21 protein-coding genes are annotated in these 26125 nt (G+C 44.3%); 12 read left to right on the top strand and 9 right to left on the bottom strand.

Features of this window, described 5'->3' with window-relative positions:
• Positions 1–4: 4 nt before the first annotated feature.
• From QT984_RS20545 to QT984_RS20590, 10 genes are all read left to right on the top strand, one after another.
• A complete protein-coding gene (locus QT984_RS20545) occupies positions 5–823 on the top strand; it encodes a hypothetical protein (RefSeq protein ID WP_333053825.1) in 819 nt (272 codons plus the stop codon).
• Positions 824–1102: 279 nt separating this feature from the next.
• Positions 1103–2254 (top strand): glycosyltransferase family 4 protein, encoded by a 1152-nt coding sequence (locus tag QT984_RS20550; RefSeq protein WP_333053824.1) that lies wholly within the window; start codon positions 1103–1105, stop codon positions 2252–2254.
• 92 nt (positions 2255–2346) lie between these two features.
• Positions 2347–4350, top strand: a complete 2004-nt coding sequence (locus tag QT984_RS20555; protein ID WP_333053823.1) for an ABC transporter ATP-binding protein — start codon at positions 2347–2349, stop codon at positions 4348–4350.
• A 211-nt stretch (positions 4351–4561) separates the two neighbouring features.
• Entirely contained in the window at positions 4562–5776 is a 1215-nt protein-coding gene (locus tag QT984_RS20560) for a glycosyltransferase family 4 protein (protein WP_333374796.1), read from the top strand.
• Positions 5777–5883: 107 nt separating this feature from the next.
• Positions 5884–6834 (top strand): glycosyltransferase family 10 domain-containing protein, encoded by a 951-nt coding sequence (locus QT984_RS20565; protein ID WP_333053821.1) that lies wholly within the window; start codon positions 5884–5886, stop codon positions 6832–6834.
• 11 nt (positions 6835–6845) lie between these two features.
• Complete coding sequence (locus QT984_RS20570; RefSeq protein WP_333053820.1) at positions 6846–7946, top strand: formylglycine-generating enzyme family protein; 1101 nt, start codon at positions 6846–6848, stop codon at positions 7944–7946.
• A gap of 135 nt (positions 7947–8081) precedes the next feature.
• Complete coding sequence (locus QT984_RS20575) at positions 8082–9056, top strand: Npun_R2821/Npun_R2822 family protein (protein WP_333053819.1); 975 nt, start codon at positions 8082–8084, stop codon at positions 9054–9056.
• Positions 9053–9925 (top strand): Npun_R2821/Npun_R2822 family protein, encoded by an 873-nt coding sequence (locus QT984_RS20580; protein ID WP_333053818.1) that lies wholly within the window; start codon positions 9053–9055, stop codon positions 9923–9925. Before QT984_RS20575 ends, QT984_RS20580 begins: the two co-directional genes overlap by 4 nt.
• 12 nt (positions 9926–9937) lie before the next feature.
• Positions 9938–10264: a hypothetical protein gene (locus QT984_RS20585; RefSeq protein WP_333374798.1), complete on the top strand. Its 327-nt coding sequence runs from the start codon at positions 9938–9940 to the stop codon at positions 10262–10264.
• A 27-nt stretch (positions 10265–10291) separates the two neighbouring features.
• Positions 10292–11314, top strand: coding sequence for an Npun_R2821/Npun_R2822 family protein (locus tag QT984_RS20590; RefSeq protein WP_333053815.1), 1023 nt, complete (start codon positions 10292–10294; stop codon positions 11312–11314).
• Between the two features lie 3 nt (positions 11315–11317).
• Here QT984_RS20590 and QT984_RS20595 read toward each other — a convergent pair whose 3' ends face one another.
• From QT984_RS20595 to QT984_RS20610, 4 genes are all read right to left on the bottom strand, one after another.
• Complete coding sequence (locus QT984_RS20595) at positions 11318–12268, bottom strand: NAD-dependent epimerase/dehydratase family protein (RefSeq protein WP_333053814.1); 951 nt, start codon at positions 12266–12268, stop codon at positions 11318–11320.
• A gap of 186 nt (positions 12269–12454) precedes the next feature.
• The gene (locus QT984_RS20600) at positions 12455–12922 is read right to left on the bottom strand and encodes a hypothetical protein (RefSeq protein ID WP_333374800.1); all 468 of its coding nucleotides are present in this window, start codon (positions 12920–12922) and stop codon (positions 12455–12457) included.
• 106 nt (positions 12923–13028) lie between these two features.
• Complete coding sequence (locus QT984_RS20605; protein ID WP_333210330.1) at positions 13029–14705, bottom strand: AarF/ABC1/UbiB kinase family protein; 1677 nt, start codon at positions 14703–14705, stop codon at positions 13029–13031.
• Positions 14706–15342: 637 nt separating this feature from the next.
• Positions 15343–16500, bottom strand: a complete 1158-nt coding sequence (locus tag QT984_RS20610; RefSeq protein WP_333053812.1) for a DegT/DnrJ/EryC1/StrS family aminotransferase — start codon at positions 16498–16500, stop codon at positions 15343–15345.
• Positions 16501–16627: 127 nt separating this feature from the next.
• Between QT984_RS20610 and QT984_RS20615 the strand changes: the two genes are divergently transcribed.
• The gene (locus QT984_RS20615) at positions 16628–17407 is read left to right on the top strand and encodes an ABC transporter permease (protein WP_333053811.1); all 780 of its coding nucleotides are present in this window, start codon (positions 16628–16630) and stop codon (positions 17405–17407) included.
• 278 nt (positions 17408–17685) lie between these two features.
• Positions 17686–18306, top strand: a complete 621-nt coding sequence (locus QT984_RS20620) for a Uma2 family endonuclease (RefSeq protein ID WP_333210332.1) — start codon at positions 17686–17688, stop codon at positions 18304–18306.
• Positions 18307–18421: 115 nt separating this feature from the next.
• Here the strand turns inward: QT984_RS20620 and QT984_RS20625 are convergent, their stop codons facing one another.
• From QT984_RS20625 to QT984_RS20645, 5 genes are all read right to left on the bottom strand, one after another.
• Positions 18422–20311: a hypothetical protein gene (locus tag QT984_RS20625; protein ID WP_333053809.1), complete on the bottom strand. Its 1890-nt coding sequence runs from the start codon at positions 20309–20311 to the stop codon at positions 18422–18424.
• Between the two features lie 159 nt (positions 20312–20470).
• On the bottom strand, positions 20471–21145 hold the full coding sequence (locus tag QT984_RS20630; protein WP_333053808.1) for a nitroreductase family protein: 675 nt from the start codon (positions 21143–21145) through the stop codon (positions 20471–20473).
• Between the two features lie 261 nt (positions 21146–21406).
• Complete coding sequence (locus tag QT984_RS20635) at positions 21407–22393, bottom strand: GntR family transcriptional regulator (RefSeq protein ID WP_333053807.1); 987 nt, start codon at positions 22391–22393, stop codon at positions 21407–21409.
• A gap of 209 nt (positions 22394–22602) precedes the next feature.
• The gene (locus QT984_RS20640; RefSeq protein ID WP_333053806.1) at positions 22603–24165 is read right to left on the bottom strand and encodes an adenylate/guanylate cyclase domain-containing protein; all 1563 of its coding nucleotides are present in this window, start codon (positions 24163–24165) and stop codon (positions 22603–22605) included.
• 180 nt (positions 24166–24345) lie between these two features.
• Positions 24346–25734 carry an aminopeptidase P family protein gene (locus QT984_RS20645; RefSeq protein ID WP_333374803.1) on the bottom strand — a complete coding sequence of 463 codons (1389 nt, stop codon included), beginning with the start codon at positions 25732–25734 and terminating at the stop codon, positions 24346–24348.
• Positions 25735–26125: the final 391 nt, after the last annotated feature.

Genomic DNA, 26125 nt, shown 5'->3' on the forward strand with positions numbered 1-26125 from the left:
AGAGATGTATAGAGGATTTATCACCATTTTAATTGGATTGTACTCATTTCAAGACTGCATACATTTTCTAGCTTCAGTCAGGAAGTTTCACCGCGAACCAATTATTATTTTAATAGATAGAGTCCCTCTAATTTTATATCCTTTACTTCAGGTGTTTGGAAATGTCATATTGAAACCTGCACCGTCTCACGAAAATCCTGTTTTAGCGTCGCGGCTAGCTAAGCTGGCTTTGTATCAACAATCTCCTTTTGAGAAAACTATTTATCTGGACTGCGATATTTGTTTGCTATCGCCAATATATGAAGTTTTTGACTATCTTGATGAAGTAGATTTGCTGATAACAGAAGATGTGCAGCCTGCGATTGCTAAAGCTGCAAATTTATTAAGAGTCAAGCAGGATATTCTGTCAACTTTGCAGTCTGTCGGGTTGCCGCTAAATGAAAATAGCGTTCAATACAATGGCGGATTTATCGGTTTTACGAAAAGCAGTAAAACTCAGGAATTGTTTATAAACTTTAAGAAATATTTCGAGATGGTAGTGGCGCATCAAAATGTGCTACTGTTGAAAGACCAGGGAGCTTTTGCGGCGGCTGTTGAATCAGTGAAACCGAAAATGACAACTTTGTCCCCGGTTTACAACTACTTGGATAAGTGGAAAGATGTTTATACGATCGACAAACCGATTAAAGTAATGCACTGCACTTATCCTTACCGCCCTCAGTACGCGAAGAACGTGACGCGATCGCTCTTTACTAGAATAGTCGATCGCACGGCTAAAATATTTTTACCAAATCAACTTAACAATCCCTGGCGTTTAAAATAATTAAAGTTTGTTGGCAAACTGCATCAAAAGCAACAAAGTTTTGCCCAAACACAAAAAAATTAGCCTCAACATATCCGAAAATTTACCTAGAAGAATTATTGCTGGCTTGAATAACAGTCTTGGGTTCATTATTGTGTTTTTTTACCAAAAGACGCGTTGCTGCCCTTTCCCGTGGTTAAAAACCTGGTTGCTTTGGTCGGGAGTGCGTGAGTCCCCATCGCCTTGACAAAAGCTCGGTTAAGCAGGAAAATTAAACAAATGTTTTAAACAAAATACTCAGTGAAAGTTTCATTAGTAGTGAGCGATTTGTCAGGAGGAGGTGCAATTCGTGCTTTTTTATTAGCTCAAGTCTTGATAGAGCTTAAATGTGATGTAGAAGTTGTTGGATTTCAGTTTGGCAAGGAATTGTACGCTACTCCTCCCAGAGACATCCCGGTATGTGCGATACCGGGGAAAAATTATCCGGGGTTTTTAATGGATGCTCAAAAACTTTGGAAAAAAATAGATGGGGATATTATTTATGCAGTTAAACCTAAACCTACAAGCTTTGGATTATCACTGCTAAAAAAACTGGCGACTCGCCACTCTATAATTTTAGATATAGACGACTGGGAACTGAGCTGGTACGGGGGAGATGAATGGCAATACCGTCCCTCTTTCAAACAACTTTATCGAGATATTTTTAAACATAACGGTCAATTGAGAGAACCAGATCATCCCCTCTATCTCAAGTGGATGGAAGGTCTCATTCACCGTGCGGATGCAGTCACCGTTGATACTGAGTTTTTACAACAGCGTTTTGGTGGTGTATATTTGCCTAATGGTAAGGATACTGCAATGTTCGACCCTGCTAAATACAATCCTGAATTGAGCAGACAGCGTTACGGCTTGTCCGGGTATAGAATCTTAATGTTTCCCGGTGCGCCGCGACCTCACAAAGGTGTTGAGGATGTTTTGATGGCCCTCGAACAGTTAAATGAACCCGATTTAAAATTAGCGATCGTCGGCGGGAGTCCTTATGATGATTATGATGATAAACTTGTGAAACAATGGGGACGTTGGATTATTAAACTGCCAAGGTTTCCAGTGGAGACGATGCCGTCGGTTGTAGCGGCGGCTCATGTTGTCGTTGTTCCTCAGCGAGAAACTCTCACAGCCGTGGCTCAGTTTCCGCTCAAGCTGACAGATGGTATGGCAATGGCTAAGCCTGTTTTATCTACGCGAGTGGGGGATATTCCATCAATTTTAGGAGGAACGGGTTATTTAGTCGATCCGAGTTCTCTCGCTCAAATTTCACAAAAAATTCAATGGATATTTCAAAATTTGACAGCGGCTAATTTACAAGGAATGAAAGCTAGGGAAAGATGTGTGAAAAAATATAGTATTCAAGCAATGAAACCGATACTTTCAGAGATAATCGCAGGTATGTAAATGTTATTTTAAAACGACTCAATGGAGGAAGAAAAGCTGGCTGTTATTAAAGAATATTTTAAGATGCCGTACTGTTTAGCTGGGAATGCTTCATGTCTGCCAATAAGCTACTCCTAAAATTTGCCAGACGATATCCCGGCAGGATTCTCTTAACTGTGATGCTGGGCTTTTCTGGCGCTTTATTCAACGGTATCAGCACTACTCTGATTGTACCAGTGCTTTTAAGTTTTTTAGAGGAAACTATCGAGCTGCGGGGTGCTCCACCTCTAATTAAAACTTTGATGTATCCCTTTGAGGGAATGCCCGGAAATCAGCGTTTAATGTTGATGACCGGGGCGGTTGTGCTGGCAATTTTTTTAAAAAATGTTGCGAGTTATATCAATACTTTAGTAGCTACTTCTCTGACGCGCTCTCTGACTTTTGATTTGCGAGAAGCAGGTTTGCGGTTGTTGTTAGAAGTAGATTTAGATTTTTACTCTAAAACAAAAGTCGGGGATTTAATTAATAGATTGGGCGGAGAGATTGGTCGGACTGCTAGTGCAGTTGGTACGGCCATCGGAATGTTTACTACGTCAATCACGGTTTTGGTGTTTCTGGGCCTGCTACTTTCTATCTCGTGGAAACTGACGGTGACAGCTACAGTTTTGCTGGCGTTAGTTGCTTGGGCAAATCAATATATTATTAACCGTTCCAAGCATTTTGGCCACCTGCTTTCTGAAATGTCGAAAGATTATTCGGTTAGGGTGCTGGAAACCATTACGGGGATTCGGCTCGTCAAGTCAACTGGGAACGAGGAAAGGGAGTATCAGCGGATCAAGTATTTAATTCAAAGGCGAGAACAAGCGGATTTTCAGGCTCAGGTAAATTATGCGGCGATCGCCCCAATTAACGAAGTTGTTAATTTGATAGTTATAATTCTGATTGTATTTATAGGCCGCACCATATTTGCGAATGAGATAGAGTCTATTGCTACAATTTTATTAACCTACTTATTGGTACTTTTTAGGTTAATTCCTTTAATTTCACAGTTGAATAGCGGGCGCAGTCAATTTGCTAATACGTCGGCTAGTGTAGAGGTGGTTAATGATTTTTTGAGCTGCGAGGACAAGCCATTTATGCTGAACGGTTCTGTGCCTTACACTCATTTGCGATCGGGAATTCATTTTAATAAAATATCTTTTAGTTATCCCAATCACAAGAATTTAGTTCTGCAAGGAATTGATTTATTTCTACCTCACGGCACTACTTTAGCTTTGGTAGGAACTTCGGGTTCTGGCAAATCAACTTTGGCAGATTTACTGCCGAGATTTTACGATCCAACTGAAGGTCATATCTCGATCGATGGTAGAGATTTGCGCGAATTTGAGCTGAAAAGTCTCAGACAAGCGATGGGTATTGTTAGCCAAGATACGTTTTTGTTTAATGCTTCAGTGCGCGAAAATATTGCTTACGCTAGGCCTCAAGCGACTGAGGAAGAAATTGTGGAAGCGGCGAAGGGAGCTAATGCTTACGAGTTTATCCAACTGTTGCCGGAGGGGTTGGATACTCAAATTGGCGATCGGGGCGTGATTTTATCGGGAGGGCAGCGTCAGAGAATTTCAATTGCTAGAGCCCTGCTGCAAAACCCGGAAATCTTAATTTTAGATGAGGCAACGAGTTCGCTGGATACGGTTTCGGAAAGGTACGTACAAGCGGCGATCGAGAAATTGAGTTGCGATCGCACCACCTTAGTCATCGCCCACCGCCTCTCCACAGTCCAAAAAGCCAACAAAATCGCCGTGATCGATCGCGGGCAAGTAGTAGAAATGGGTTCCCACGAAGAATTGCTAGCAAAAGGAGGATACTACACTCGCTTGTATTCAGTGCAATTTGCCGAAGAAACCGCTCGCGATGAAGCTCTAATTAGAGGTTCTTACGAAATTCGCACCCGCCTGACTCCCATGATAGCTTACCTCAAATTGCTAGTAGATGAAATGGTAGACTCTCCCGAAGAAAGAGACGAATTAATCAGAGAATCATTTCATTCTGCTGCTAATATTTTCACTACTTTAGAATTTATAGAAAATACTATTAAGCGTCAGGCAGTTAAAAAGTAGTCATTAGTCAACAGTCTGCACAGTCAACAATTACCAATTACCAATTACCAATTACCAATTATATCATGTCCGGTCAATTAACCATGATTCCTGTAGGGGCGGGTTCACCAAGATATTGAATAAAAACGGGAAAATCTGTAAACCCGCCCCGGCCTTTAATCGCGGTCAATCGATCGGACATGATATTACCATTTACTAACTACCAATTACCATGTCTAAATATTATGTATTTTTTACCAGAAATATCTTGCCGCAACCCAATGTAGCAAGCTTAGTTCAAGTTGCACACTCTGCCAATGCCGCAGCAAATCTCGGTTTACCAGCAGTTTTGGTATATCTCCGCAAAGGCTGGAGTGCTTTGAATCCAGTTGATTGGCTTTTTCCTTTTCAACCCAGGAAACCCGATGACAAACTTGCCAAAATTTACAATATTCAAGATAAATTAAAAGTAGCAGATTTACCGATGCCGTGGCCGATCGACCTTTGCGACAGCAAGTGGACGAGTTCCAGTACAATAGTATCAAAATACTACTTACCGATTCACCTGCTTAAATCCACTAAAATTGTCCACACCCGCGACTGGAACTTTGTCAAAGCAGCAATTAAAAACGGAATTCCCGCTATCTATGAACAGCATCACCATGAAAACAAGCAATTTGAATCAGAAATTATCCGCAATCCTCTGTTTCAGATTTCCGTAACTGTTGCCCATACTGTCCGAGACAGCATGATTAAGAATGGAATGCCGCCGGAAAAAGTAATTACACTGCACAATGGTTTTAACCATTTGTTTCTCGCGAGACAAACAGAAGCAGCCCAGAATTGGCGACAGCAATTATTAGAAGATGACAGACGGCATTTAGCAGTTTATGCAGGGGGACTTTACCCGTTTAAAGGTGTCGATATGTTGGTGGATGTGGCTAAGGAATTGCCGCTGGTTCAATTTGCGATCGCCGGCGGTGATTCATCCCAAGTAACAGCCTACCAGCAATTAGCCAAATCCAAGCAAGTTAACAACATTAAATTTCTCGGCTACCTCCCTCAAAATCAACTAGCTAGCTTGCTGCAAGCAGCCGATGTTTTGACTCACCCGCACTGTTTGACAGAAGCCGCGACATTCACATCTCCTTTAAAATTCTTTGATTACATGGCATCGGGAACCCCGATTGTAGCGACGGAGATTGCGTCTTTAATGGAATTTAAATCGGGAAATATAGCAGCAACTTGGTGCGAACCGGATAACCCGCACCATTTCGCGCAAAGCATTCGAGATTGTTTAACAAAATATCCGAGGAAAAGCGAAGGTTATGCAGAAACATTGAATTTTGTCAAGCAATTTTCCTGGGAAAATAGGATACAGAAAATTATGGGTTATGTGGATGAGTCATTGGTAGGGTGCGTCAGTCCGCAGGCGACAGACAATTGATAAAATTATCAAAACTGACGCACCATTAACTGTGCGGTGCGTCAGCTTTTAAATTATCAATTATTGCGAAAATCACCCAAGCTGACGCACCCTACATACTACTAATTATGAACCCAAAAATTATCGGCACAATCACCACCTACCCAGGGATGAGTCAAAGCGACTGGCTGTGGCAACAAACCCCCCACAACTTCGGCAAATGGGGAAATATTCAAATGCTCGCCCACCACCCAGAACCAGACTTTTTACTCATGTATCAATTCGACTTTCCCCGATCGCCAAAACAGCAATCCTGGCTCGACAAAATCCGCCGTCCAAGCCCCAAAAATCCCGAAAACGACATTCGAGAAAAATTGCGCGGTGTCCCCAAGGAACGCATAATTTACCTAATCCGCGAGCCACCATTACCAGAAGTTATTGAAATTACCAAAGCCAACTACGAACAAGCCAAACTTTATTGCGGTTACGTTTCCGGGCCAGACGATTTCGCACCAAAACCCGATTATATGCCCGCGATTTGGTATCACTCTAACTCGTTTCGAGAACTAGATGAAATGCCGGCGCCGCCGAAAACTAAATCCTGTTCTTGGATTACTTCAGGTGTTAGCCGCACCGCCAATCACCGCCACAGATTAGACTTTATCAAATTGCTGCAAGCACAAGAATTAGACTTTGACCTTTACGGGCGAAACTTGCCAACTTGGGCGCGCGGAAACGGCACTATGAACAATAAATGGCACGCCGTCGCACCATACTATTACAACTTAGCTATTGAAAATTATGCCGAAAACGATTGGTATGTCAGCGAGAAGCTTTGGGATGCTTTGTTAGCTTGGTGTTTGCCAATTTATTACGGCGGTTCGGCGGCCGATAAGTTGTTGCCGGCGGGGAGTTTTCTGCGGCTGCCGAGTTTGGATGAGAAAGGAGTAGAATTTATTAAAGAGGTTGTAGCTACGCCGGATTATTGGCATGAAGCGAGGGAAAAAATTGCTGAAGCCAGACAAATCATTCTCCACGAATTAAACTTGCTCAATTGGCTGTCTAACTTTGCATCTTAGGAAATAGCGCCATGACAGAAAACCAAAATCAACCCAGAGAATACGATGCCGTACTCGGCGGTCAAAATCCTCCCCCCATAGGTGCTGCTGTTTTAGGTGGGATTCCCGGCGTTAAGAGTCGTTTGGCTTCACCGATTCTTGAGGTAAAAATTGCTGCACTATCTGAAGCGCTCAAATATGGAGATGCAGGTTTAGATTTAATAATTGGGGCACTGCAAGATGGATCAATGGCGGTGAAGTTTGCCGCCTATTCGCTGCTGAGAAATAGAGATGAGGAGAAGATTCAACAACATTTACGTAGCTCTTTTGAATTTGATGTTATCGCAGTCGATGCTACAGGAAAGGAAAACAGCCGTAGTCAGTTCTTTGCTCGCTTCTTCCCTGAAGACTTAGGGAACTCAGTTGTGCTCGAAATGGTATCGATTCCCGACGGGGTATTTATGATGGGTTCGCCAGAAACAGAAGAAGGTAGAAAAGAGAGGGAAAGTCCGCAGCATCAAGTAAAAGTACCCGCTTTTTTTGCTGGTAAGTATCCCATCACCGAAGCACAGTGGCGAGCAGTGATGGAAAAAAATCCATCGGTTGTCAAAGGTGAAAAACGTCCTGTAATAGGTGTGTCGTGGCAAGATGCCGTCAAATTCTGCGACAAACTCTCAGAAAAAACCGGGAAAAAATATCGCCTCCTGAGTGAAGCAGAATGGGAATACGCCTGTCGTGGGGGTACAACAGGGCCATTTCATTTTGGGGAAACCATTACCATAGAATTAGTCAACCATGACAAATACCCTGCCTACGCAAACGCTCCCCCCACAGACTCTTATCATCGCAGCCGAGAAACAACGGATGTCGGGAGTTTTACCCCCAATGCCTTTGGACTGTACGATATGCACGGCAATGTTTGGGAGTGGTGCAGCGATACCTGGCACGAAAACTATAACGGTGCACCAACTGACGGAAGTTCTTGGGAAACTGGCGCAAATGATAAACGTATGCAGCGTGGCGGTTCCTGGGAATATTCTGCGGTATATTGCCGCAGTGCCACTCGTCTTAGATATTCGGCTAGCTTCCGGGCTATAGACGTTGGTTTTCGCGTGGCTTGTGTTTTAGCGTAGTCTCTCGTTTTCGGTTTGTAGTATCCGGCGATGATTTTTATGTCTTGTCATTTTTGCCCGATGCCGATAGACTTTTATTTGAAAGCTTTAAATCGTGATTAATCGAGCGGACACGATATAATTGAGCAACTATATATGAATGGAATTTGCACGCTAGCCAACGATACAGTTTACGACCAACTAATTGCCTTGCTCAACAGTATTGAAGTTATCTTAGGCTCAACTATTCCCGTCTGTATTTATCCTTTCGACGACCAAATAGAGCAAATCAAAGCAGAAATTGTCAACCGTCCCAACGTCTTTATTTATGAAGATAGCGCATCAATCCAGCGATGGGATAAATTCATGCAAGCAGCCGCACCAGAGCGTTTGAATCGCAAAAAATTCCGGCTTTACGGCGCACATCGGCGCTTTTGCGCTTTCGACGGCCCGTTTGAAAATTTTATCTATATGGATGCGGATACTTTGGTGATGAATTCCCTTGATGCGGTTTTTCAGAAGTTAGAGGAATCGGATTTTGTGGTTTATGATTTTCAATTTCGAGCTCCAACTAAAGTATACAATATTAAGTCGCCGAAACTGCTCGAAGTTTTTGAGCAAAATCGGATAGACTCGGAAATATTTTGTTCGGGATTTTACGCCAGCAAGCAAGGATTGTTTGAGCAAGATACTAGGGAATGGCTGTTAGCTCAACTGCAATCGGGCGAGGCGGAAATTCTCTATAAAGGTGCGGGAGAACAGCCGTTGCTCAATTATATGGTGATGAAAACGGGGATGAATAGCTATAATTTTGCTTATAGCCTCCCGGATGGCGAAAAAACTGGGTGCAGTGTCACTTCTAAACATTTTGAAGAGCAAGATCAGATTTTGTACGACAAGGGAAACCGACTTACTTACATTCATTATATTGGTGTGCCGCCGGATTTAATTCGGAGAGTTTGTGCGGGGGAAAATATTGAGTTTCCCTATCGCGATTTGTTCCTGCATTACCGCTATCTCCGCGAACCGTCAAAGCGTCCGATTTTTGCCCAAGCGCCCAAGTCTTATACTGAGGTTTCTGGGGCGAATTTGTTAACCAGGGTATTGAGAAGGTTGAGGATAAATGTATGAATCGCGGTATTTATATTGTTGCGAATGATAAGGTGATCGAAAGTGCGATCGCCCTTCTAAACAGCATACGTCTGTACAATTGTCAAGTACCTGTTTTTCTGATTCCCTTCGACGACAATTATCAGCAAGTCGCAGCCGCACTCAGCAGTCTCCACGGTGTGCAATTGTTCCCAAATCTGGAGTTTGTGGAACAGTTTACCAGAGAAATTGGCCAAATGTTCGATCGCAACTTTTTAGCCCTCCCCAACAAAATGCGAAAACTCGCCGCCTGGTTTGGCCCCCTTGACGAATTTCTGTACATCGATACCGATATCATCGTCTTTGAAGATATCGCAGCCAACTTAAACAAACTATCAGAAGTAGACTTTTTTTGCTGCGACTATCACCACCTCAGCGAAAAACTGCGAAATGTATTTTCACCCGCTGTAAAAGAACAAAATATCTTTACAGACTCACAGCTTCAAGATGTATTCAACAGCGGCTTTTGGGCTTCGAGAAAAGGAACGATTACAGAATCGCAAATGTATGAAATTTTGCAAGAATGTTCGCAGCATCGAGAATATTTTGACTTTACTCAAAATGTCACCGATCAACCTATACTAAATTATATCATTCTTAAACTGATTCCCAAACGCTGCAACCTGGTTAAAGATTCAGCAACCGAACCTGGAAGCTGGGCTGGTTCTAAACATTTTCAAGAAATAGATTATGTTCTTTATGACAAAGGCAAAAGGTTAAAATATATTCACTGGGCTGGAATACCGATTAAATCGGGTAGTCCTTATTGGCAACTTTGGAAACATTATCGTTATCTCAATGAGGAAAAACCAAATTTAGTGCAAAAAATATTTCTGGCTTTCAGTAGGTGAGGATAAACTCATATGTTGTATCATTATCAACAAGCTTGGAAGAACAGGCAAGATGCCTGTTCCACAATTCCTAAATTTGGTGGTGTTTTTGACACCAAACAAGCTTGGAAGAACAGGCAAGATGCCTGTTCCACAATTCCTAAATTTGGTGGTGTTTTTGACACCAAACAAGCTTGGAAGAACAGGCAAGATGCCTGTTCCACAATTCCTAAATTTGGTGGTGTTTTTGATGCCAAACAAGGTTTGAATAACAGGCAAGATGCTTGTTCCACAATTCCTAAATTTGGTGGTGTTTTTGATGCCAAACAAGGTTTGAATGAGTATAATTCTTCAATCTAAAATCTAAAATCTAAAATCTAAAATCCGATGACTGATGGCATTTATATTCTGGCAAACGATGTTGTTTTCGACCACTTAGTCGCTTTATTGAACAGTCTCGAAGTCAACGGGGCAAAAAATATTCCTGTTTGCATCATTCCCTATGATGACAGAATGAAAAAAGTGCAAGTAGAAATTGCAACTCGTCCTCATGTCACCCTGTTTGAAAATACCGATTCCATCATTTTATGGGAAGACTTTGCGACTCAAGTTTGGAAAACTCATGCAAAAGCTCAAAAAGTATGGAAATCTCAAGGTTGGGAACCAGTTCAATGTTTGGAAATGCACCGAAAATTATGTTGTTTCGACGGCCCTTTTGATAAATTTATCTATTTTGATGCAGACACTCTGTTAATGGGTTCTCTAGATTATATTTATCAAAAACTTGATGATTTTGATTGGGTAGCAAACGATTTTCAATACAAATCCGACCTCAATTATATATTTGATTTGTCCTCCCCCAAATTACCTCAAATTTTAAATATTGACGGACTGCAATCTCATACTTTTTGTGCGGGTTGGTTTGCGTCAAAAGCGGGGGTTTTAAATCGAAATAATTGCTCTCAATTTTTAGAAAAATTAACATCAGGAGAGGCGGAAATTATGTCTTTGCGGGGGGCTGACCAATCTTTACTTAACTATTTAGTCGCCCGCAGCAAAATATCTTTTTACAACTTTGCATATGCTGAACCCGAACAGGTAACGGGAAATCATTGGTCTTCTCAATTTGATGTGATAGATGATGTTTTATATGATAAAGGACGGCGGCTTACTTATTTGCATTACATGAGTATTTCGGCTGCAAAGTTTACTCGCTTGTGTGCTGGTGAAGATGTGGAGATTCCTTACCGAGATGTATTTCTGCATTACCGCTATTTGAATTCGTCGGAAACACAGCCAAAACTCGTGCCTCCAAATGTGTTGGTTCGCTTGGGGAGAAATCTCAAAAGTTGGGGAATGAGAAAACTTAATAATGTTCAATTTAAGTTGCGGAATTTTGGGGATAAATAGTATCTAACTGTACAAAGACTGAATCCACTCCCATTCGCGCCTCAATCCTTCTTCTAGAGAAACCTGCGGCTGATAACCTAAGATTTTCTTGGCTTTAGACACATCTGCGCTAGTGTGCCGCGCGTCTCCCCTCGCAGCTTCGGTAAAATCTATGCGAATAGGTCGATCGACAATCCTTTGTATTGTATCAATAACTTCCTTCAAAACCACCCGACTTCCCCCACCAATATTAAAAACTTCCCCCGCAGCTTCAGGAACCTCAGCCGCCGCTAAATTCGCCGCAACGCAATCGCTGATAAACGTAAAATCCCGCGTTTGCAATCCGTCGCCGAAAATAGAAATCGCCTCATCAAACAAAATCGACTTAAAAAACTTGTGAAAAGCCATATCGGGGCGCTGTCTCGGCCCGTAAACAGTAAAATAGCGCAGGGAAGTAGTCGGAAGACCAAAATTTTTGTAATAAAGCCCACACAAACGTTCACCGGCTAACTTCGTAATTCCGTAGGGAGAAACCGGCTGCGGACAAGCGTTTTCATTCGTGGGAAAAGATTCAGCATTGCCGTAAATTGAAGAAGAAGAAGCATAGACAAACTTTTGCAATCTTGGCGCATCTTTTGCCGCTTCTAACAATACTTGAGTGCTGTTAATATTGCGTTCCGTATAGCTGCGAAAACCGTCGCCCCAGCTAGCACGAACTCCTGCTTGCGCCGCCTGATGAAATATCACCTTAGCATCAGATAAAAGACCACGCCAATTTAGAGACAAAATATCGCCTTCCACCAATTCAAAACCCGGATACTTTTCAAAGCGAGCAATATTCTTGCGCTTGAGATCCGGATCGTAATAATCGTTGAACTCATCAACACCAATTACCGTCTCCCCTCGATTTAAAAGAGTTTCTACTAAGTTAGAGCCAATAAATCCCGCCGCACCTGTAACAATTAAAATACTCATTCGATTTTAGATTTTAGATTTTAGATTTTAAAAATTTTACACAAATTATTGCCTAACTTGTCATCTTCTTCTTTGTCTTCCTCTGCGTTCTCTGCGTTCTCTGCGGTTCAAAAAGCATCAAATAGGATAATCCTAGATAACTATCAACCCCCTTCCTTCTGATAAAAAGAGGTTGATAGTTAACTTTCATTGTTCAAAAGAATCTAAATCCAGCGCTTGGGAACCTCCGCGTTCTAACTCGATCAAAAGCTTACCTAGCTGAGTCCAAACTAGCCAGCCAGTGAGTACCGTCAGTGGCAAAGCTAGGGCATAACAAAGTAGTTTGGGGAAGCCAAAAATCTCCATCCCCGAAGCTAAAAATACACAAATACCGCCCGCCATTCCCAGAAAAGGTATGACCAATTGCAGCCTTGGCAGGTTAGCCAAGGTGCGAGTAGAACGATTTTTAGACCATTGTTGTACGGATTGTTTGAGAGTTGCTTCAAATGCTACGCCGGAAGCCATACCTGCTAGTAATCCAGCCGACATTAAAAAATAGGGAGGTTCTGGAAAATAATACACGAATAATTCCTTAATTTGGGTAATTGGAAATTGGGAATGGGGAATTGGGAATTGGGAATTGGGAATTGGGAATTGGGAATTGGGAATTGGCAAGAGTAGAATTATTTTTCTTCCTTCTTCCCTCTTCCTTCTTCCCTCTTCCTTCTTCCTGACATCCGTTACATCCGTCGAGCGAATCCGTTGCCGAACTTCCTTCTAATTAAAATCGAGTTAGCGCGGCTGCCCCTGCTGTGGAAAACTCCGTCAAAGCGCCTAGAGCAACGTTGAACAGGCGACTGGGCTGCAAATCTTCCTTGACTAAGTTCCACAGGCTGCGAACTTCTTCGGTGTGGATTCGATCGTCCTCAATCAAAGCTAACATTAGCTGGCGTCTCAAAAACGAGCCTTCCTCGGACAGCAAAAATTGCAAGCCTAGTTGGGCGGTGGGGAGCAAGTCGAAACTGCGATCCGATCGGGCGATCGCGATCATGTCCTCTAACCTGTTCCACTGGAATTTGCCATCTTTGAATAATACCTCAATCAGACGCCGCCGCAGAGCCGGAGATTCTCCGTTCAACAAACGTCGCGCTACATAAGGATACGCCACCTCGACTATCTTGAAATTCGGATTCAGCGTCAGGGCCAAACCTTCTTCTGTCACCAGAGAGCGAATAATTAAGGCAAATTTCGCCGGCACCCGGAAAGGATAATCGTACATCAACTCCGAAAACTGGTCTGTAATCGTCTTGAAGTTAAAATCTGACACCTTTTCGCCGACGATATCACCCAGTACAGATTCCAACGCCGGGACGATCGGCATAATATCTGTATCTGGAGTCAAAAAGCCAAGTTTGACAAAATCCTTCGCTAATTGTAAGTAATCTTTGTTGATCAAATGAACGACAGAATCAACCAAAGTTTCTTTAGTTGTTTCTTCCATCTGATCCATCATCCCAAAATCAATGTAAGCCATGCGGCCGTCCGCTAAGGCAAACAGATTTCCCGGATGGGGGTCAGCGTGAAAAAATCCGTGTTCCAGCAACTGCCGCAAACCGCTGCGGACTCCGACTTCAATTAAACTATCGGTATCCAAACCTGCGGCTTTAACACTTTCCATATCTGTCAGCTTGATGCCGTCAATCCATTCAAGAGTCAGAACGCAATTTGAAGTATAGCGCCAGTAAATGCTCGGAACTTTTACTGTCGGGTCGTCGGCAAAATTTGTCGCAAATTTCTCGGCGTTGCGGCCTTCATTGATATAATCAATTTCCTCGAACAATTTGATACCGAATTCATCGACGATCAAACAAAGGTCGTGACCGAGATTCAGCGGCAGCAACGGGCCCAACCATCCAGCGGCCCAGCGCATTAAGTAAAGGTCAAGGCTCAATACGGGCAGCAAATTCGGTCGCTGAACCTTGACTGCTACTGCTTCCCCGGTGAGGAGGCGAGCTCGGTAGACTTGACCGAGACTTGCTGCGGCGACAGGTTCGGGGGAGATTTCGCTGTAAGTTTCGCTAATTTTGCGATCGAGTTCCGCTTCAATAATCTCGAAAGCGCGCACCGAGTCAAACGGCGGCAATTGATCCTGAAGTTTGATCAATTCTTCGAGAAAGTCTTTGCGGATCAAATCCGGTCTGGTAGAAAGGGCTTGGCCGACTTTAATGAAAGTGGGGCCCAAGCGAGTAAGTATTTGTCGTAGGTGGGTGGCCCGTTCCGGCTGGTGTGCTGCGACTTCATGCTGCCAACTGTCCCACAGCATCCCCAGAACGAAGCCTGCAAAAGACCAAATAACGGTAATTGCGCGCCAAATTGCTTTCCAAGGACGTTTGCGGTAATACTGAGCGATCGCTTGTGGATCGTAGCGTCTAGCCTGAGTGAATTGATACTGAGGCACTCGTTTATTTTCCTCTTATCTTCTGAAAATTACAGGTTAAATTGAGAATTGGGCATCGGCCATCGGGCATCGGGCATCAGGCATCAGGCATCGGGCATCGGGCATCGGGCATCGGGCATCGGGCATCGGGCATCGGGTATCGGGGATTAGAAGTCGAAAGTTCCAACATTCTTTATTCTTTATTCTTCCTTCTTCCTTCTTCCCTCTTCCTTCTTCCCTCTTCCTGAAATCCGTTACATCCGTCGAGCGAATCCGTTGCCGAACTTCCTTCTTCATCATTGACCGATCGCACTGCAAGTTTTAGGCGAGCGGAAAATGCACCCGTTCGAGGCGGATTGCTAGCCTAAATTTGTTTCTTTTCATTAAATATAGTACATAAAAGTACAAGTGATCGGTCAAAATACTTAACAGCTCTCCCTGACCCAGCCCAACAACGGATACCGTGCTACGTACTTAAGTCGTGGAGAGATAAAAATTTTAGACCCTAGTTCAAGATCCCAGATTTATCTGTGGGGTAAATCTAAAATCTAAAATCTAAAATCTAAAATCGACTGACCGCTGCACATTCTCACACCACTGCAACCCTGCAATTCTTTTCTCCTCCTGCATTTCCCTCGCTGATGCCATCGCGCCAAAGCTACCGGATGCGATCGGCCTTTGCCAAGCAATCTTTCAGCCCATAAATCGTCCGCTCTTGTTGATCCCTCGACAGTTCCGGGAACATCGGCAAAGACAAGACTTCGCGACAAACTTGCTCAGCCTTTGACAACTGACCTGCTTGATAACCCAAAGATTTGTAAACAGGTTGCAGGTGCAAAGGTAACGGATAGTAAACCATCGAACCGATGCCAGCTTCCTGCAACTGAGCCCGCATCCAATCTCGAAAATTGCCAGAGGGATTTTGGGCGTCTTCTGGAGTTGTCAGCCGGATCGTGTATTGATTCCAAACTCCTTTTGCTTCGGGCAATTCTTTGGGGATGGCAACTCCGGGCACGCGGGAGAGAAATTCGCTGTAAAGTGCCGCTTTCTCCTGTCGCTGCGCGTTCCAACTGTCGAGATATCGCAATTTAATGCTGAGAATCACCGCTTGCAGGGCATCTAAACGGCTGTTGTAGCCGATTTCTTCGTAGAAATACCTAGAAGACTGTCCGTGTTCTTTGAGCACTCGCATCGAAGCTGCGAGGGCTGGATCGTTTGTCGTCACCGCGCCACCGTCACCGCAAGCGCCTAAGTTTTTGGTCGGATAAAAACTGAAGCAGCCGACATGGCCAATGCTGCCGACTTTTCGAGACTGCCACTGGGCCCCGACAGACTGGGCGCAATCTTCAATTACGGCTAAATTGTGCCGAGTCGCAATTTCCATCAGCCGAGTCATGTCTACCGGTTGGCCGAAGATGTGGACGGGCATAATTGCCTTGGTTTTGTCGGTAATTGCCGCTTCGAGGAGCTCGACATCCAGATTAAAAGTCTCGCTGTCAATATCGACAAATACTGGAGTGGCGCCGACGGCGCTAATTGTCTCAGCCGAAGCAAAAAAGGTAAAAGGAGTGGTAATCACTTCATCGCCAGGGCCAATTTTGAGAGCTCGCAAGGCCAAAATCAAGGCATCGGTGCCGGAGTTGCAGCCAACGCACTCGGAAACGCCGATGTAGTCGGCGAACTCTCGTTCAAAACTCTTGACGGCCGGGCCGCCTACGTAGCCGCCAGAGGCAAGCACTTTTTGCACCGCAGCGGTTATTTCGTCGCCAAGGAGCGCGTATTGGCGGGTTAAGTCGAGGGGGGGAACATTATTCACTTTTGACACCACAAATTTCAAGCATTATCAAAGCAAATTCTTGCAGCAAAACTGTTTCTCAGAAACCTTTATTCAAATATCTTATATTTGGACAGGCAAACAATCACATTATCGAAAGGGTGGGCCGGTGTTAATTCTGCTAGATTTTACTGATTTGGGTTGGGCTTTGGGGATGGTGGCGATCGCGATCGGGCTTTCGGCGTGGCAGCAATTGGGATTGGAGGGGGCGATCGCGATCGCCGCGGGGCGCACCCTGATCCAGCTAATCTTAGTCGGGTACGTGCTCGAAGTTATATTTGACCCGGAGGGGAAAAATCCTTGGCTGGTTTTAGCAGTTTTAGCAATCATGCTGACAACTGCTAGCATGGTTGCCAGCAACCGCATCAGCAAAAAAATCAAGAACTTACTGCCCTTAGTTTGGGGTTCAATTTTGATAAGTACGGCCTTGACTCTTGCCTATACAAACTTGCTAATTTTGCAACCTGACCCTTGGTACGAACCGCAATACCTGATTCCCTTAGCGGGTATGATTTTGGGCAATGCCATGAACTCCGGGGCGATCGCGGGCGAAAGACTTGTCAGTACAGTTAATAGCAGCCAGTTAGAAATAGAAACCCATTTAAGTTTAGGTTCGACGCCGCAGCAAGCAGTAAAGCAGTACCGCAAAGATGCGATAAAAGCTGGATTAATCCCGCTTTTAAATACAATGACGGTGGTAGGAATCGTAACTTTACCGGGAATGATGACAGGTCAAATGCTGAGCGGTGTCAGTCCTCTCGATGCAGCATCTTACCAGATTTTGATTATGTTTGTGTTAGCGCTGGCAACTGTAATCGCAACTCTGCTGTTGACTGAGGGATTGTCCCGGAAGTTTTTTAATCAAGATGCACAATTGATCAAATGGTAATTGGGAATTGGGCATTGGGCATTGGGAACACCAGATAGAATATAAATTAACCCGAATTATCGTAGGGGCGGGTTCACCAACATCTCCGATAAAAATGATAAATCTCATAAACCCGCCCCGCCCAAATGACTGATAACTGACAACTCATATAATCTGTACATAAATATCTAGTCGGGGCGGGTTTAGGGAATCTAGGACTGACATTAAAGATTGTCGGTGAACCCGCCCCTACAATAATTATGATTGATTTATAGGACAAGATATCGGGATAATTTACCATGATTAAAACTCCAAATCAACCAGTAACTTTTGAAGAATTTGCGGAATGGAAACCCGAAAACCGACGTTACGAACTGCACAAGGGAGGGATTATTGAAATAGCCCAGCCACCGGGAAAACATGAAGAAGTTATCGGTTTCTTAGCCTCGAAATTAACTCTTGAATTTGTCAGGCTAAACCTGCCGTACTTCATCCCCAAACAAGCATTAGTTAAGCCGCCGGAAAACGAATCAGCCTATTCGCCCGATATTCCGATCTTAAATCGCCCCAACTTAGCATCAGAACCTTTATGGCAAAAATTCTCTACTGTGACTCAAGGAGCATCAATTCCGCTGGTTATTGAAGTAGTTAGTACCAACTGGCAAAATGACTACATCAAAAAAGTAGGCGAATACGAACTAATCGGGATTCCTGAATACTGGATTGTGGATTATCTCGGTTTGGGCGGCCGCAGGTTTATCGGGAATCCCAAGCAACCAACGATATCGGTTTATCAGTTGGTTGATGGCGAGTATGAGGTGAGTTTGTTTCGGGGAAATGATAAAATTGAGTCGTCAACTTTTCCAGAGTTGAATTTGACGGCACAACAAGTTTTTCAAGCTGGATTGATTGCGGAGTAACTCAATACCCTTGCCAAAATCTATTTGTTGGGTTAGCCGCGGTTAAATATTTACCTATTGGTGGCTTAATTGAATTGCCGCGGTCAACCAACCCTACAATATGTTCAAATCCCGGCTACTTCGGTTCGTGGCTCCCAATCCGCTTGCCTTCGCCATCGTACACCTGCATCGGGATTTTGGCGTTTTCGGCGATCGCCTCCAAAGCTTTTTGCAACGTTTGAACGTGGTTTTCTACAGCTTGGCGAGTCTTCACAGCATTGTTGTTGTTTGCTTGAATGAAAGTTTGTTGGAGTTTCTGCACGTAACCTGGAGTCATCTGCACCGCAATCAAATCTTTGCTAACAGTATAGTCGCAAATCTTGGGGTTGCCTTTGCAAGTTCTATCTAAATCAGTACGGGCTTTTTGCATGTTCCTTTCTTCCTGCAACTTTACTTCTGCTTGCTGCAATGAAGTTGTGTAGGAAGCGATCAGCGGTTGGGCTTTCTGAGAATAGGCAGTTGCCGCCGGCACTTGCTCCGCGTAACTCAAAGCTCTTCGCCAGGATTCTGATGCTTTAAACCAGGCGTTTTTGCCCTCAAAAATTTGAGCTTCCGCTGCTAAAGTCACAGCTTGAGTATAGGCATTTTCCGAAATTCCTTCGACATTTTTGCGCTCGCGAGCTTCGGAAAGTTTGGTTTCGTATTTGGGAACTAACAGTTTAGCTTGTTGGTAAGATGTCGTGTTCGTGGGAATTTCTGATAGGATTACGAGGGCTTCTTCCCAACCTGATTGCACTTGATCCCAAGTCTCGGCTGTCTGAGCTACGGCTTCGCGAGCTTCTGCTATTTGGGCTGTATTTTTGGCGGCGAGCAGCGTTTTTTCCGCTGTTTTCTCTGTGCTTAACTGCCGATTTCCAGTTGCTACATTCTTCCGGTACTCCTGCTTTTTTTTCTGAGCAAACGGATAAACTGGACTGTCTGCGGGGATTTCTCCGAGTTCGGCGATCGCACTTTGCCACAGAGCTTGCGCTTCCTGCCCCTTCTCGGCAGAATAAGGCGGATTTTGGGTTTTCTGGGCTGCTGACTGTGCGAGCCGCGCTGCATCGATCGCAGAGTTTAAATTCTGATTTTGCGAACGATAGCTTTCCAAGGCGCTTTGAGCTTCACCGCGATGAATTGACCAGGAGGGAATCGGTTCCAAAAGGGCGATCGCCTGTTTTAACTGTTTCTGCGCTTCTTGGGGGCTGTTGGCAACTTTTGAGGTTTTCAGCGTCTTCGTCGAATTCTCGCTCAACTGTTTGGCCTTAGCTAAAGCACTACATTCTCCGATGACGCAGGGGCGGCTCAGCATATAATAACCGCCTGCCAAAACTAGCGCCGCGACACTGATGATTCCTACTGCAGCCAGCATCGCAAACGGTGACTGCTTGGGTTTTTGGGCAACTGTTACCGCTTCCATATCCAGCGGATTGAAGGGATTGTCTGCAATATCTGCCGGGATTGCTTGCACGCTGAAGGCGATCGGATCGGAATTGCTGGAACTCTCAGAAAAATTGGGGAAATATTCTTCATCCCACGCATCTTTCTCATCTGTTTCTAACGGTATCTCCTCCTCTACATCCGCCGTCTGTACCACATTTTCTGTTAAGACTATCCCCGTTTCTTCAGCAGGGGGATTCTCGGTTTTTTTGAACAACAGCACTGTTTTTGGTTTTGACAAAACAGGGTTGTGCATGGTAAAAGAATGGAAAGCATAAGGCTGTTTTTGCCCGGTAATTTTTAGGCAAAGTCCAATCTGTTGAATAGATTCTGGTTTTATTTCGAGAATTGCTGCTTCTAGCACCGCAAAAGTCGGTTTGGCTTTGAGAACTAAACTGCGCGGGTGTTCTCCCACAACCGTTAAAGATTCATCTCGAAAATCGCAACTAATATAAAGCGGTAAGTTTTTAAATCCGGCTGCTTGCAAGTGTTGCTGCAATTTTACTTCTAGAAGTTGGGCGTTGCTTTGGATCGTTGCTGCTGTCATATTTTCTCCTCTGTCTTATCTCACAAGTTTCGATTTTAGATTTTGAATTTTAGATTTTAGATTGCAGAACAGTCGGGTTTTTTGATTAGGTTGAACTTGGGCATCGATTCATTCCAAATCTTAACTCGGAAAATTCAAGTTGCCACAAAATCTTAACTCTCAAATCTCAGCTTGCAAAGCCTGTCCATAACTTTCGCTGTAATAAACTTGAGTCACGTCAAAACGCCCGCCATATTGTTTGAAAGGTGCGGCTGCATAACCAAGCGGCAGCAAACAGCAAACATCTACTTCTTCGGGGATTTGAAAGGCTTCTTTCACCTTAGCGCTGACAAAACCTTCCATCGGACAACTGTCTACCCCAAAACTTTTAGCCACAATCATTAAGTGGGCTACTGCAAGCATTGTATGTCTGTTTGTCCAAGCTTCTAGGGAGTCGAAGCAGGGACGGTTCTCGAACAATTGCGGGATTGCTTGTCGCATATAACCTGCTAAATTGTCATTCATTGCGCCTGTGGTTTTGCCCAATTCGATGACGGCTTCGGTGTTTTCGGGGCTGCCGGCGCGCCGATCGCCACAACAGATTAATACTACTGGGGCTTCTACCACTTGGCGCTGATCGAAGGCGCAAGTTTTTAATTTTTCTTTGCTGGCTGCGTTTTGAAGTACGATAAACCGCCAAGGCTGCAAGTTGTAACCAGAGGGCGATCGCACTCCCAATCGCAAAATCTCTGCCAAGATTGCTGGGGGAATCGGATCGGGTTGGAAGCTGCGCGCGGCCCGCCGGCTTTCGATCGCCGTTTTAACATTAATTGAAGGTTGGATTTCAATTGTCATGGATAATTGGTAATTGGTAATTGGTAATTGGTAGTTGGGAATTGGGTATCCGGTATCGGGTACTGGAAGTTGAAAGTTACAAGTTCAGTCCTGGACGAATAACCTAATTATTTAGGGTGCGCCGTGGGCAGCTTACGCCCATTAGGAATTGGGAATTATACCAGTTCCCAAAAGGATGCAACTCTAAAGAATATCCCAACCATTATGCAGTCATTCCCAATTTTTTAATCGAAAATCGAAAATCGAAAATCGAAAATGGTATCATCCCAAGCCCAACTCGCGCTTGAGCAAATTAATCGACTTAGATCCGATGTAATTTTCGGAGCAGATCAGTTGCGGGGGACGAATAATATCTTCTCTAGCCGCATTGATGGCAGCTTTAACTGTAGCAAAACTCGGTTGGTCGCAAAAAATTGTTCTGGCCGATCGCACGATCGAGTTAATCTTGTACTCGTCTGAAACCAAGGCCGTCATCACCAGCAAATCCTCTCCCCGGATGCTGTGGATGATGACTTCGGTCGATCGTAGCATTCCCGGACTCAGGCTAACGAGACCCAAATAACTGTCTTTCGGCAAACCCCCGACTAGCTGGATTTCCTGGCTGTAGTCATAGATGTCTACGGGAATAACTCGCACTGAACGCGGTGCCGAAATCGATTCTGCTTCTCCGATAAAATATCGACTCGTGATCACAGTTCCCGAAGAGATTTGATCCAAAAAAGTACCTAGCTGTTCCATCGGCACTAACTGTATGGGAATACGGAGAGCTTGTTCGAGTTCTTTCGCCATCAGTTCACCCACGCCGATGTCTTCTGTGGGGGCTGTGACGACCACGCGGGCGCTGCACCTGAGCCGCCAGTCAATTTCGGTCAAAAATAATTCCCTCGCTTGGTTGAGCGTACAGCCCTGTTCCAGCAGTTGATCGATACTTCCTTGTACTATTTTGTTAGCCAGGGGATATTCTTCGAGGATCGGAGATTTGAGTTTGTTGCCTACAACTTCGTTGCCTTGAGCGCGGACGTAAATGCCCGATCCTGCTTGGGCTTCTACGAGTCCGGTATTTTCGAGCTGGCGGTATACTTTGCTGATGGTGTTGCGGTGCAAACCCGTCTGCATGGCTAGCTGTCTGGTGCTGGGCAAGCGGTGTCCGGGCGGAAATTGTCGCGAGGCGATCGCAAACCTGATTTGATTGAATAGTTGGGTGGATGCTGGAATATCGCTATCGGTTTGAATATGAAATTGAACCATTATTAAAGGCTCCGACGACTTCAACTTAGTATTTTTATAACGTCGAGTACCGCGCCTAGGATTGCTGCGATATCTCTGTCTATAGCATAATCTTATTTGGCTGCTCTGCTGCAGCCGTTCTGCCGAGCGGGCGATCGCCCCGAAGAGGCGATCGATCGCAGCCTGCAGAGTTTCCTCAACAATCAGGTACTTTCAACTCTTAGCTTTATTTACTCTAGAATTTTGAGATCGCTTACTGTTTTTCTACCCGTCAGCAAATAAGTTTGCATTTGCCCTTTACCTTTAATCTCGATCTCGCCACGATCTTCAAATTCATATTTATCCTGCAGTAAGTCATAAGTATAGTGGCTGACTTGAATGCGGCCTGTTATGCCGTGAGATTCCATGCGGCTGGCTGTATTTACCGCATTTCCCCACAAATCGTAAATGAATTTTTTAGTGCCGATTACCCCCGCTACCACCGGGCCGCTATTAATCCCGATGCGGAGGTCAAATTTCGCGTCTAGCTTCACATTTAATTTCTCAATTGCTACTAGCATATCCAGCGCCATTTCGGCGATCGCCTCTGCGTGGTCTGGACGTTCAATGGGAATACCTGCTGCTACCATGTAAGCATCCCCGATCGTCTTAATTTTTTCTAAGCCGTGCTTCTCACTCAGTCCGTCAAAAGCTGAGAAAATTTCATTCAGCAAGTACACTAATTTAGTGGCAGACATGGTAGTAGAAATTTGGGTGAAATTCACCAGGTCAGCAAAAAGAATTGTTGCTTTTTCAAACTTGTCTGCAATTACCCCCGGTTCGTGCTTCAACCGAGTGACAATCGGTTCTGGCAAAATATTTAGCAGTAAACTTTCTGTTTTTTTCTGTTCTTTCATGAGTGCAGACTCCATCTGCCTGCGCTTAGTTATGTCATGAAAAAACACAGAAATGCCGTCGTGAGAAGGAAAAACTCGGACTTCCAGCCACACTTTTAAGGGACGATAATATTTTTCAAAAGCCACCCCAATTTGTTTGGCGACAGCTTCATGATACTCTTTATAAAAATCCGAATTCACGAATTCTGGAAACTCTTCCCAAAAATTTTTACCATAAAGTTCTTCCTGCGAGCGCTTCAAAAATTGCGAGCCTTTGTAATTGACGTAAGTAAATCGCCAATGGGTGTCGAAAGCAAAAAAAGCATCGCTCATTCCTTCTAAAAAATTGACAATTTGCTCGTCTGTAGAACGGAGTTTTTCTTCTACTTGTTTGTTCTTGATCTGTGCGCGCTTTAATTTAGTCAGATTTATTCGCAACTCCATCTGGTGAATAATTTGCCGTCCTAAAGTCCGCAGCGCTTCTAGCTGTTCTGGGGTGAGATTACGAGGAACTGTATCTATCGCGCACAAAGTGCCGATCGGATAACCATCAGGAGTTACTAGCGGGGCTCCAGCATAAAACCGAATATTTGGATCGGAAGTTACTAGCGGATTGCCGACAAAGCGATCGTCATCTAGAGCATTGGGTACAACTAGCAATTCGTTGGGATTTAAAATAGCGTGGGCGCAAAAAGCTAACTCTCTCGGAGTTTCTGGCGCTTCCAGACCAACTTTGGATTTAAACCACTGTCTGTTAGAATCTATTAAGCTAACTAAAGCAATCGGAGTGCCGCAAATATAAGATGCTAAAGCTGTTAGATCGTCAAAAGCTGCTTCGGCTTCTGTGTCGAGAATGTTGTAGCGGTGCAGTGCTTCTAGCCTGTCTTCTTCGTTGCTGGGCAAAGATGCAGCTTGCATCGGAGGCCGCGAGGATCTAGGTTTACGAACAATGCGTGGAAGTATTAGTGCAGCGAATTTTCTGACTTGCGAGACCACTTTTTTAGCTAATATCGAAAGACTTATTTGCCAACCTTTATTCATCTTTATCTTTTTTCACACCTGATGGAACTGCGTATGTGCGATCTAACTCGGCTCAACTTACGTATTTACCGCAACTAACTCCTCAATCTCTGGAGCTGTTGTGGGCAATTTCCCTGTCAATACTTCTCTACCCTCATCGAGGACAAGTATATCATCTTCTATGCGTATTCCGCGCACATCGGCAAATTTTTCCAACTCCTCCCAGTTCACAAAATCTTCATATTTAGCGCGATTTTCTGGGTGATTTAAGATTGCCGGAACTTGATAAAATCCCGGTTCGATCGATACTAGCATTCCCGGACGCAAAACTCGATTCAACCGCAAAAACCCCAACCCAAACCGACTGCTTCTGGTTCTTCCTTCTTCATAGCCAGCCAAATCGCCTAAATCTTCCATATCGTGAACATCCAAACCGATTAAATGTCCGATACCGTGCACAAAAAATAGCGCATGAGCATCCATGTCTACCAAATCTTCAACATTACCCCGCAAAATACCTAAATCAACTAATCCTTCCGCCATAATCCGAGCAGCTAACAGATGAATGTCTTGATATTCCACCCCCGGACTAATTTTATCAATACAAGCATCGTGCGCTGCCAAAACCACATCATAAATCGCTCTTTGAGTCGGAGAAAACTTGCCAGAAACCGGCCAAGTGCGAGTCACATCAGCCGCCCATCCCGTTGATGTTTCCGCACCGACATCTGCTAACAACAAATCTCCGGTTTGTAGGGGATTGTGATAATGTTCGCTGTGCAGCACTTCTCCATGCACAGTCACGATACTGGGATAGGCATAGGTCATGTTTTTGGAGATGATGACACTTTCCATTGCAGCGCGCACCCCCGCTTCAATTTGAGCATTTCGGGTTGCCACCATTCCCGCTTTGTGAGCTTCTACAGTGACAGCGGCAGCTTGACGCAATTCGGCCAAACTGGCTGCATCGTGGCTCAGGCGCAGAGATATAATTGCCTTGGTTAATTCTAGGTCAATTCCGGTTGGCGATTTGGGCGGTGCGAGAGGGCGATCGAGAATTTCACGCTGTTGCAACTGAGTCCAAGAATCCTGAATTGCGATCGTTGCTGCATTTGTAGATCGCGCTTTCAATTCGGCCATTGGGAAAGCAGCATCAGCGCCAATTAGTGCGGCAATTTCTGCTCTTTTCGGCATTTCTCCGTGCCAAAGCGTGCTGCTAGCAGGTGCGTCATCTAAGAACAATTCTAATTTGCCCGATTCTAAGCGAATGGCAGCATTTTCTAAGGGCAAACCAGCAAAATATAGAAAGTGACTGCTGGCACGAAAGGGATAAGTAAGTGCCGGATAATTGCGAGGAATGCTGCGCCCCGACCATAAAATTACCGGAAAATTAATTAAACTGGCCAGTTTTTGCCGCCGTTGGTGTAGAATATTAGTTAACAAATCATCACCTTGTGTAATTGTCATGGGTAAAAACCTATAATTTTGAGTTGGGTTTACAGTCAGCCACAAGTTTTTGCATTCTCAGCATTAAAGCCCTAAAATTCTGACGGTCAATTTGGCAGCCATTTTTGAGAAAATTCTCATCTGTCACTTATTTTTTGCTAGCATTTATAGGCTGTCTTTTTTATAGTCTTTGTCGTCATCGCCCGGATGATGTGGTTAAGCAGTAAGCCTGAGCCACAGGCAGGAAAACCGGCTGAAAGTGCTACTTTGTAGGAAATTAGCATAATTATCACAACACCCGCAATGAGTCAAATTCCTTGGTCTGGTTTTTGTTGATAGGGTGACGTGAGCGATATCCTCTATTGACTGTTTTATAATTTAGACTTTAAAGTATAAGTAAAATTCACTGAAA

Origin of the sequence: Microcoleus sp. Z1_B2 (assembly GCF_036700325.1) — a bacterium.
Lineage (GTDB): Bacteria > Cyanobacteriota > Cyanobacteriia > Cyanobacteriales > Microcoleaceae > Microcoleus.

What these genes read in the sequence shown, in the direction of transcription:
- QT984_RS20545 (WP_333053825.1), top strand. Translation starts at nt 5, where the DNA reads ATGTATAGAGGATTTATCACCATTTTAATTGGATTGTACTCATTTCAA.
- QT984_RS20555 (WP_333053823.1), top strand. Translation starts at nt 2,347, where the DNA reads ATGTCTGCCAATAAGCTACTCCTAAAATTTGCCAGACGATATCCCGGC.
- QT984_RS20560 (WP_333374796.1), top strand. Translation starts at nt 4,562, where the DNA reads ATGTCTAAATATTATGTATTTTTTACCAGAAATATCTTGCCGCAACCC.
- QT984_RS20565 (WP_333053821.1), top strand. Translation starts at nt 5,884, where the DNA reads ATGAACCCAAAAATTATCGGCACAATCACCACCTACCCAGGGATGAGT.
- QT984_RS20570 (WP_333053820.1), top strand. Translation starts at nt 6,846, where the DNA reads ATGACAGAAAACCAAAATCAACCCAGAGAATACGATGCCGTACTCGGC.
- QT984_RS20575 (WP_333053819.1), top strand. Translation starts at nt 8,082, where the DNA reads ATGAATGGAATTTGCACGCTAGCCAACGATACAGTTTACGACCAACTA.
- QT984_RS20580 (WP_333053818.1), top strand. Translation starts at nt 9,053, where the DNA reads ATGAATCGCGGTATTTATATTGTTGCGAATGATAAGGTGATCGAAAGT.
- QT984_RS20585 (WP_333374798.1), top strand. Translation starts at nt 9,938, where the DNA reads ATGTTGTATCATTATCAACAAGCTTGGAAGAACAGGCAAGATGCCTGT.
- QT984_RS20590 (WP_333053815.1), top strand. Translation starts at nt 10,292, where the DNA reads ATGACTGATGGCATTTATATTCTGGCAAACGATGTTGTTTTCGACCAC.
- QT984_RS20595 (WP_333053814.1), bottom strand. Translation starts at nt 12,268, where the DNA reads ATGAGTATTTTAATTGTTACAGGTGCGGCGGGATTTATTGGCTCTAAC.
- QT984_RS20620 (WP_333210332.1), top strand. Translation starts at nt 17,686, where the DNA reads ATGATTAAAACTCCAAATCAACCAGTAACTTTTGAAGAATTTGCGGAA.
- QT984_RS20625 (WP_333053809.1), bottom strand. Translation starts at nt 20,311, where the DNA reads ATGACAGCAGCAACGATCCAAAGCAACGCCCAACTTCTAGAAGTAAAA.
- QT984_RS20630 (WP_333053808.1), bottom strand. Translation starts at nt 21,145, where the DNA reads ATGACAATTGAAATCCAACCTTCAATTAATGTTAAAACGGCGATCGAA.
- QT984_RS20635 (WP_333053807.1), bottom strand. Translation starts at nt 22,393, where the DNA reads ATGGTTCAATTTCATATTCAAACCGATAGCGATATTCCAGCATCCACC.
- QT984_RS20640 (WP_333053806.1), bottom strand. Translation starts at nt 24,165, where the DNA reads ATGCAAGCTGCATCTTTGCCCAGCAACGAAGAAGACAGGCTAGAAGCA.
- QT984_RS20645 (WP_333374803.1), bottom strand. Translation starts at nt 25,734, where the DNA reads ATGACAATTACACAAGGTGATGATTTGTTAACTAATATTCTACACCAA.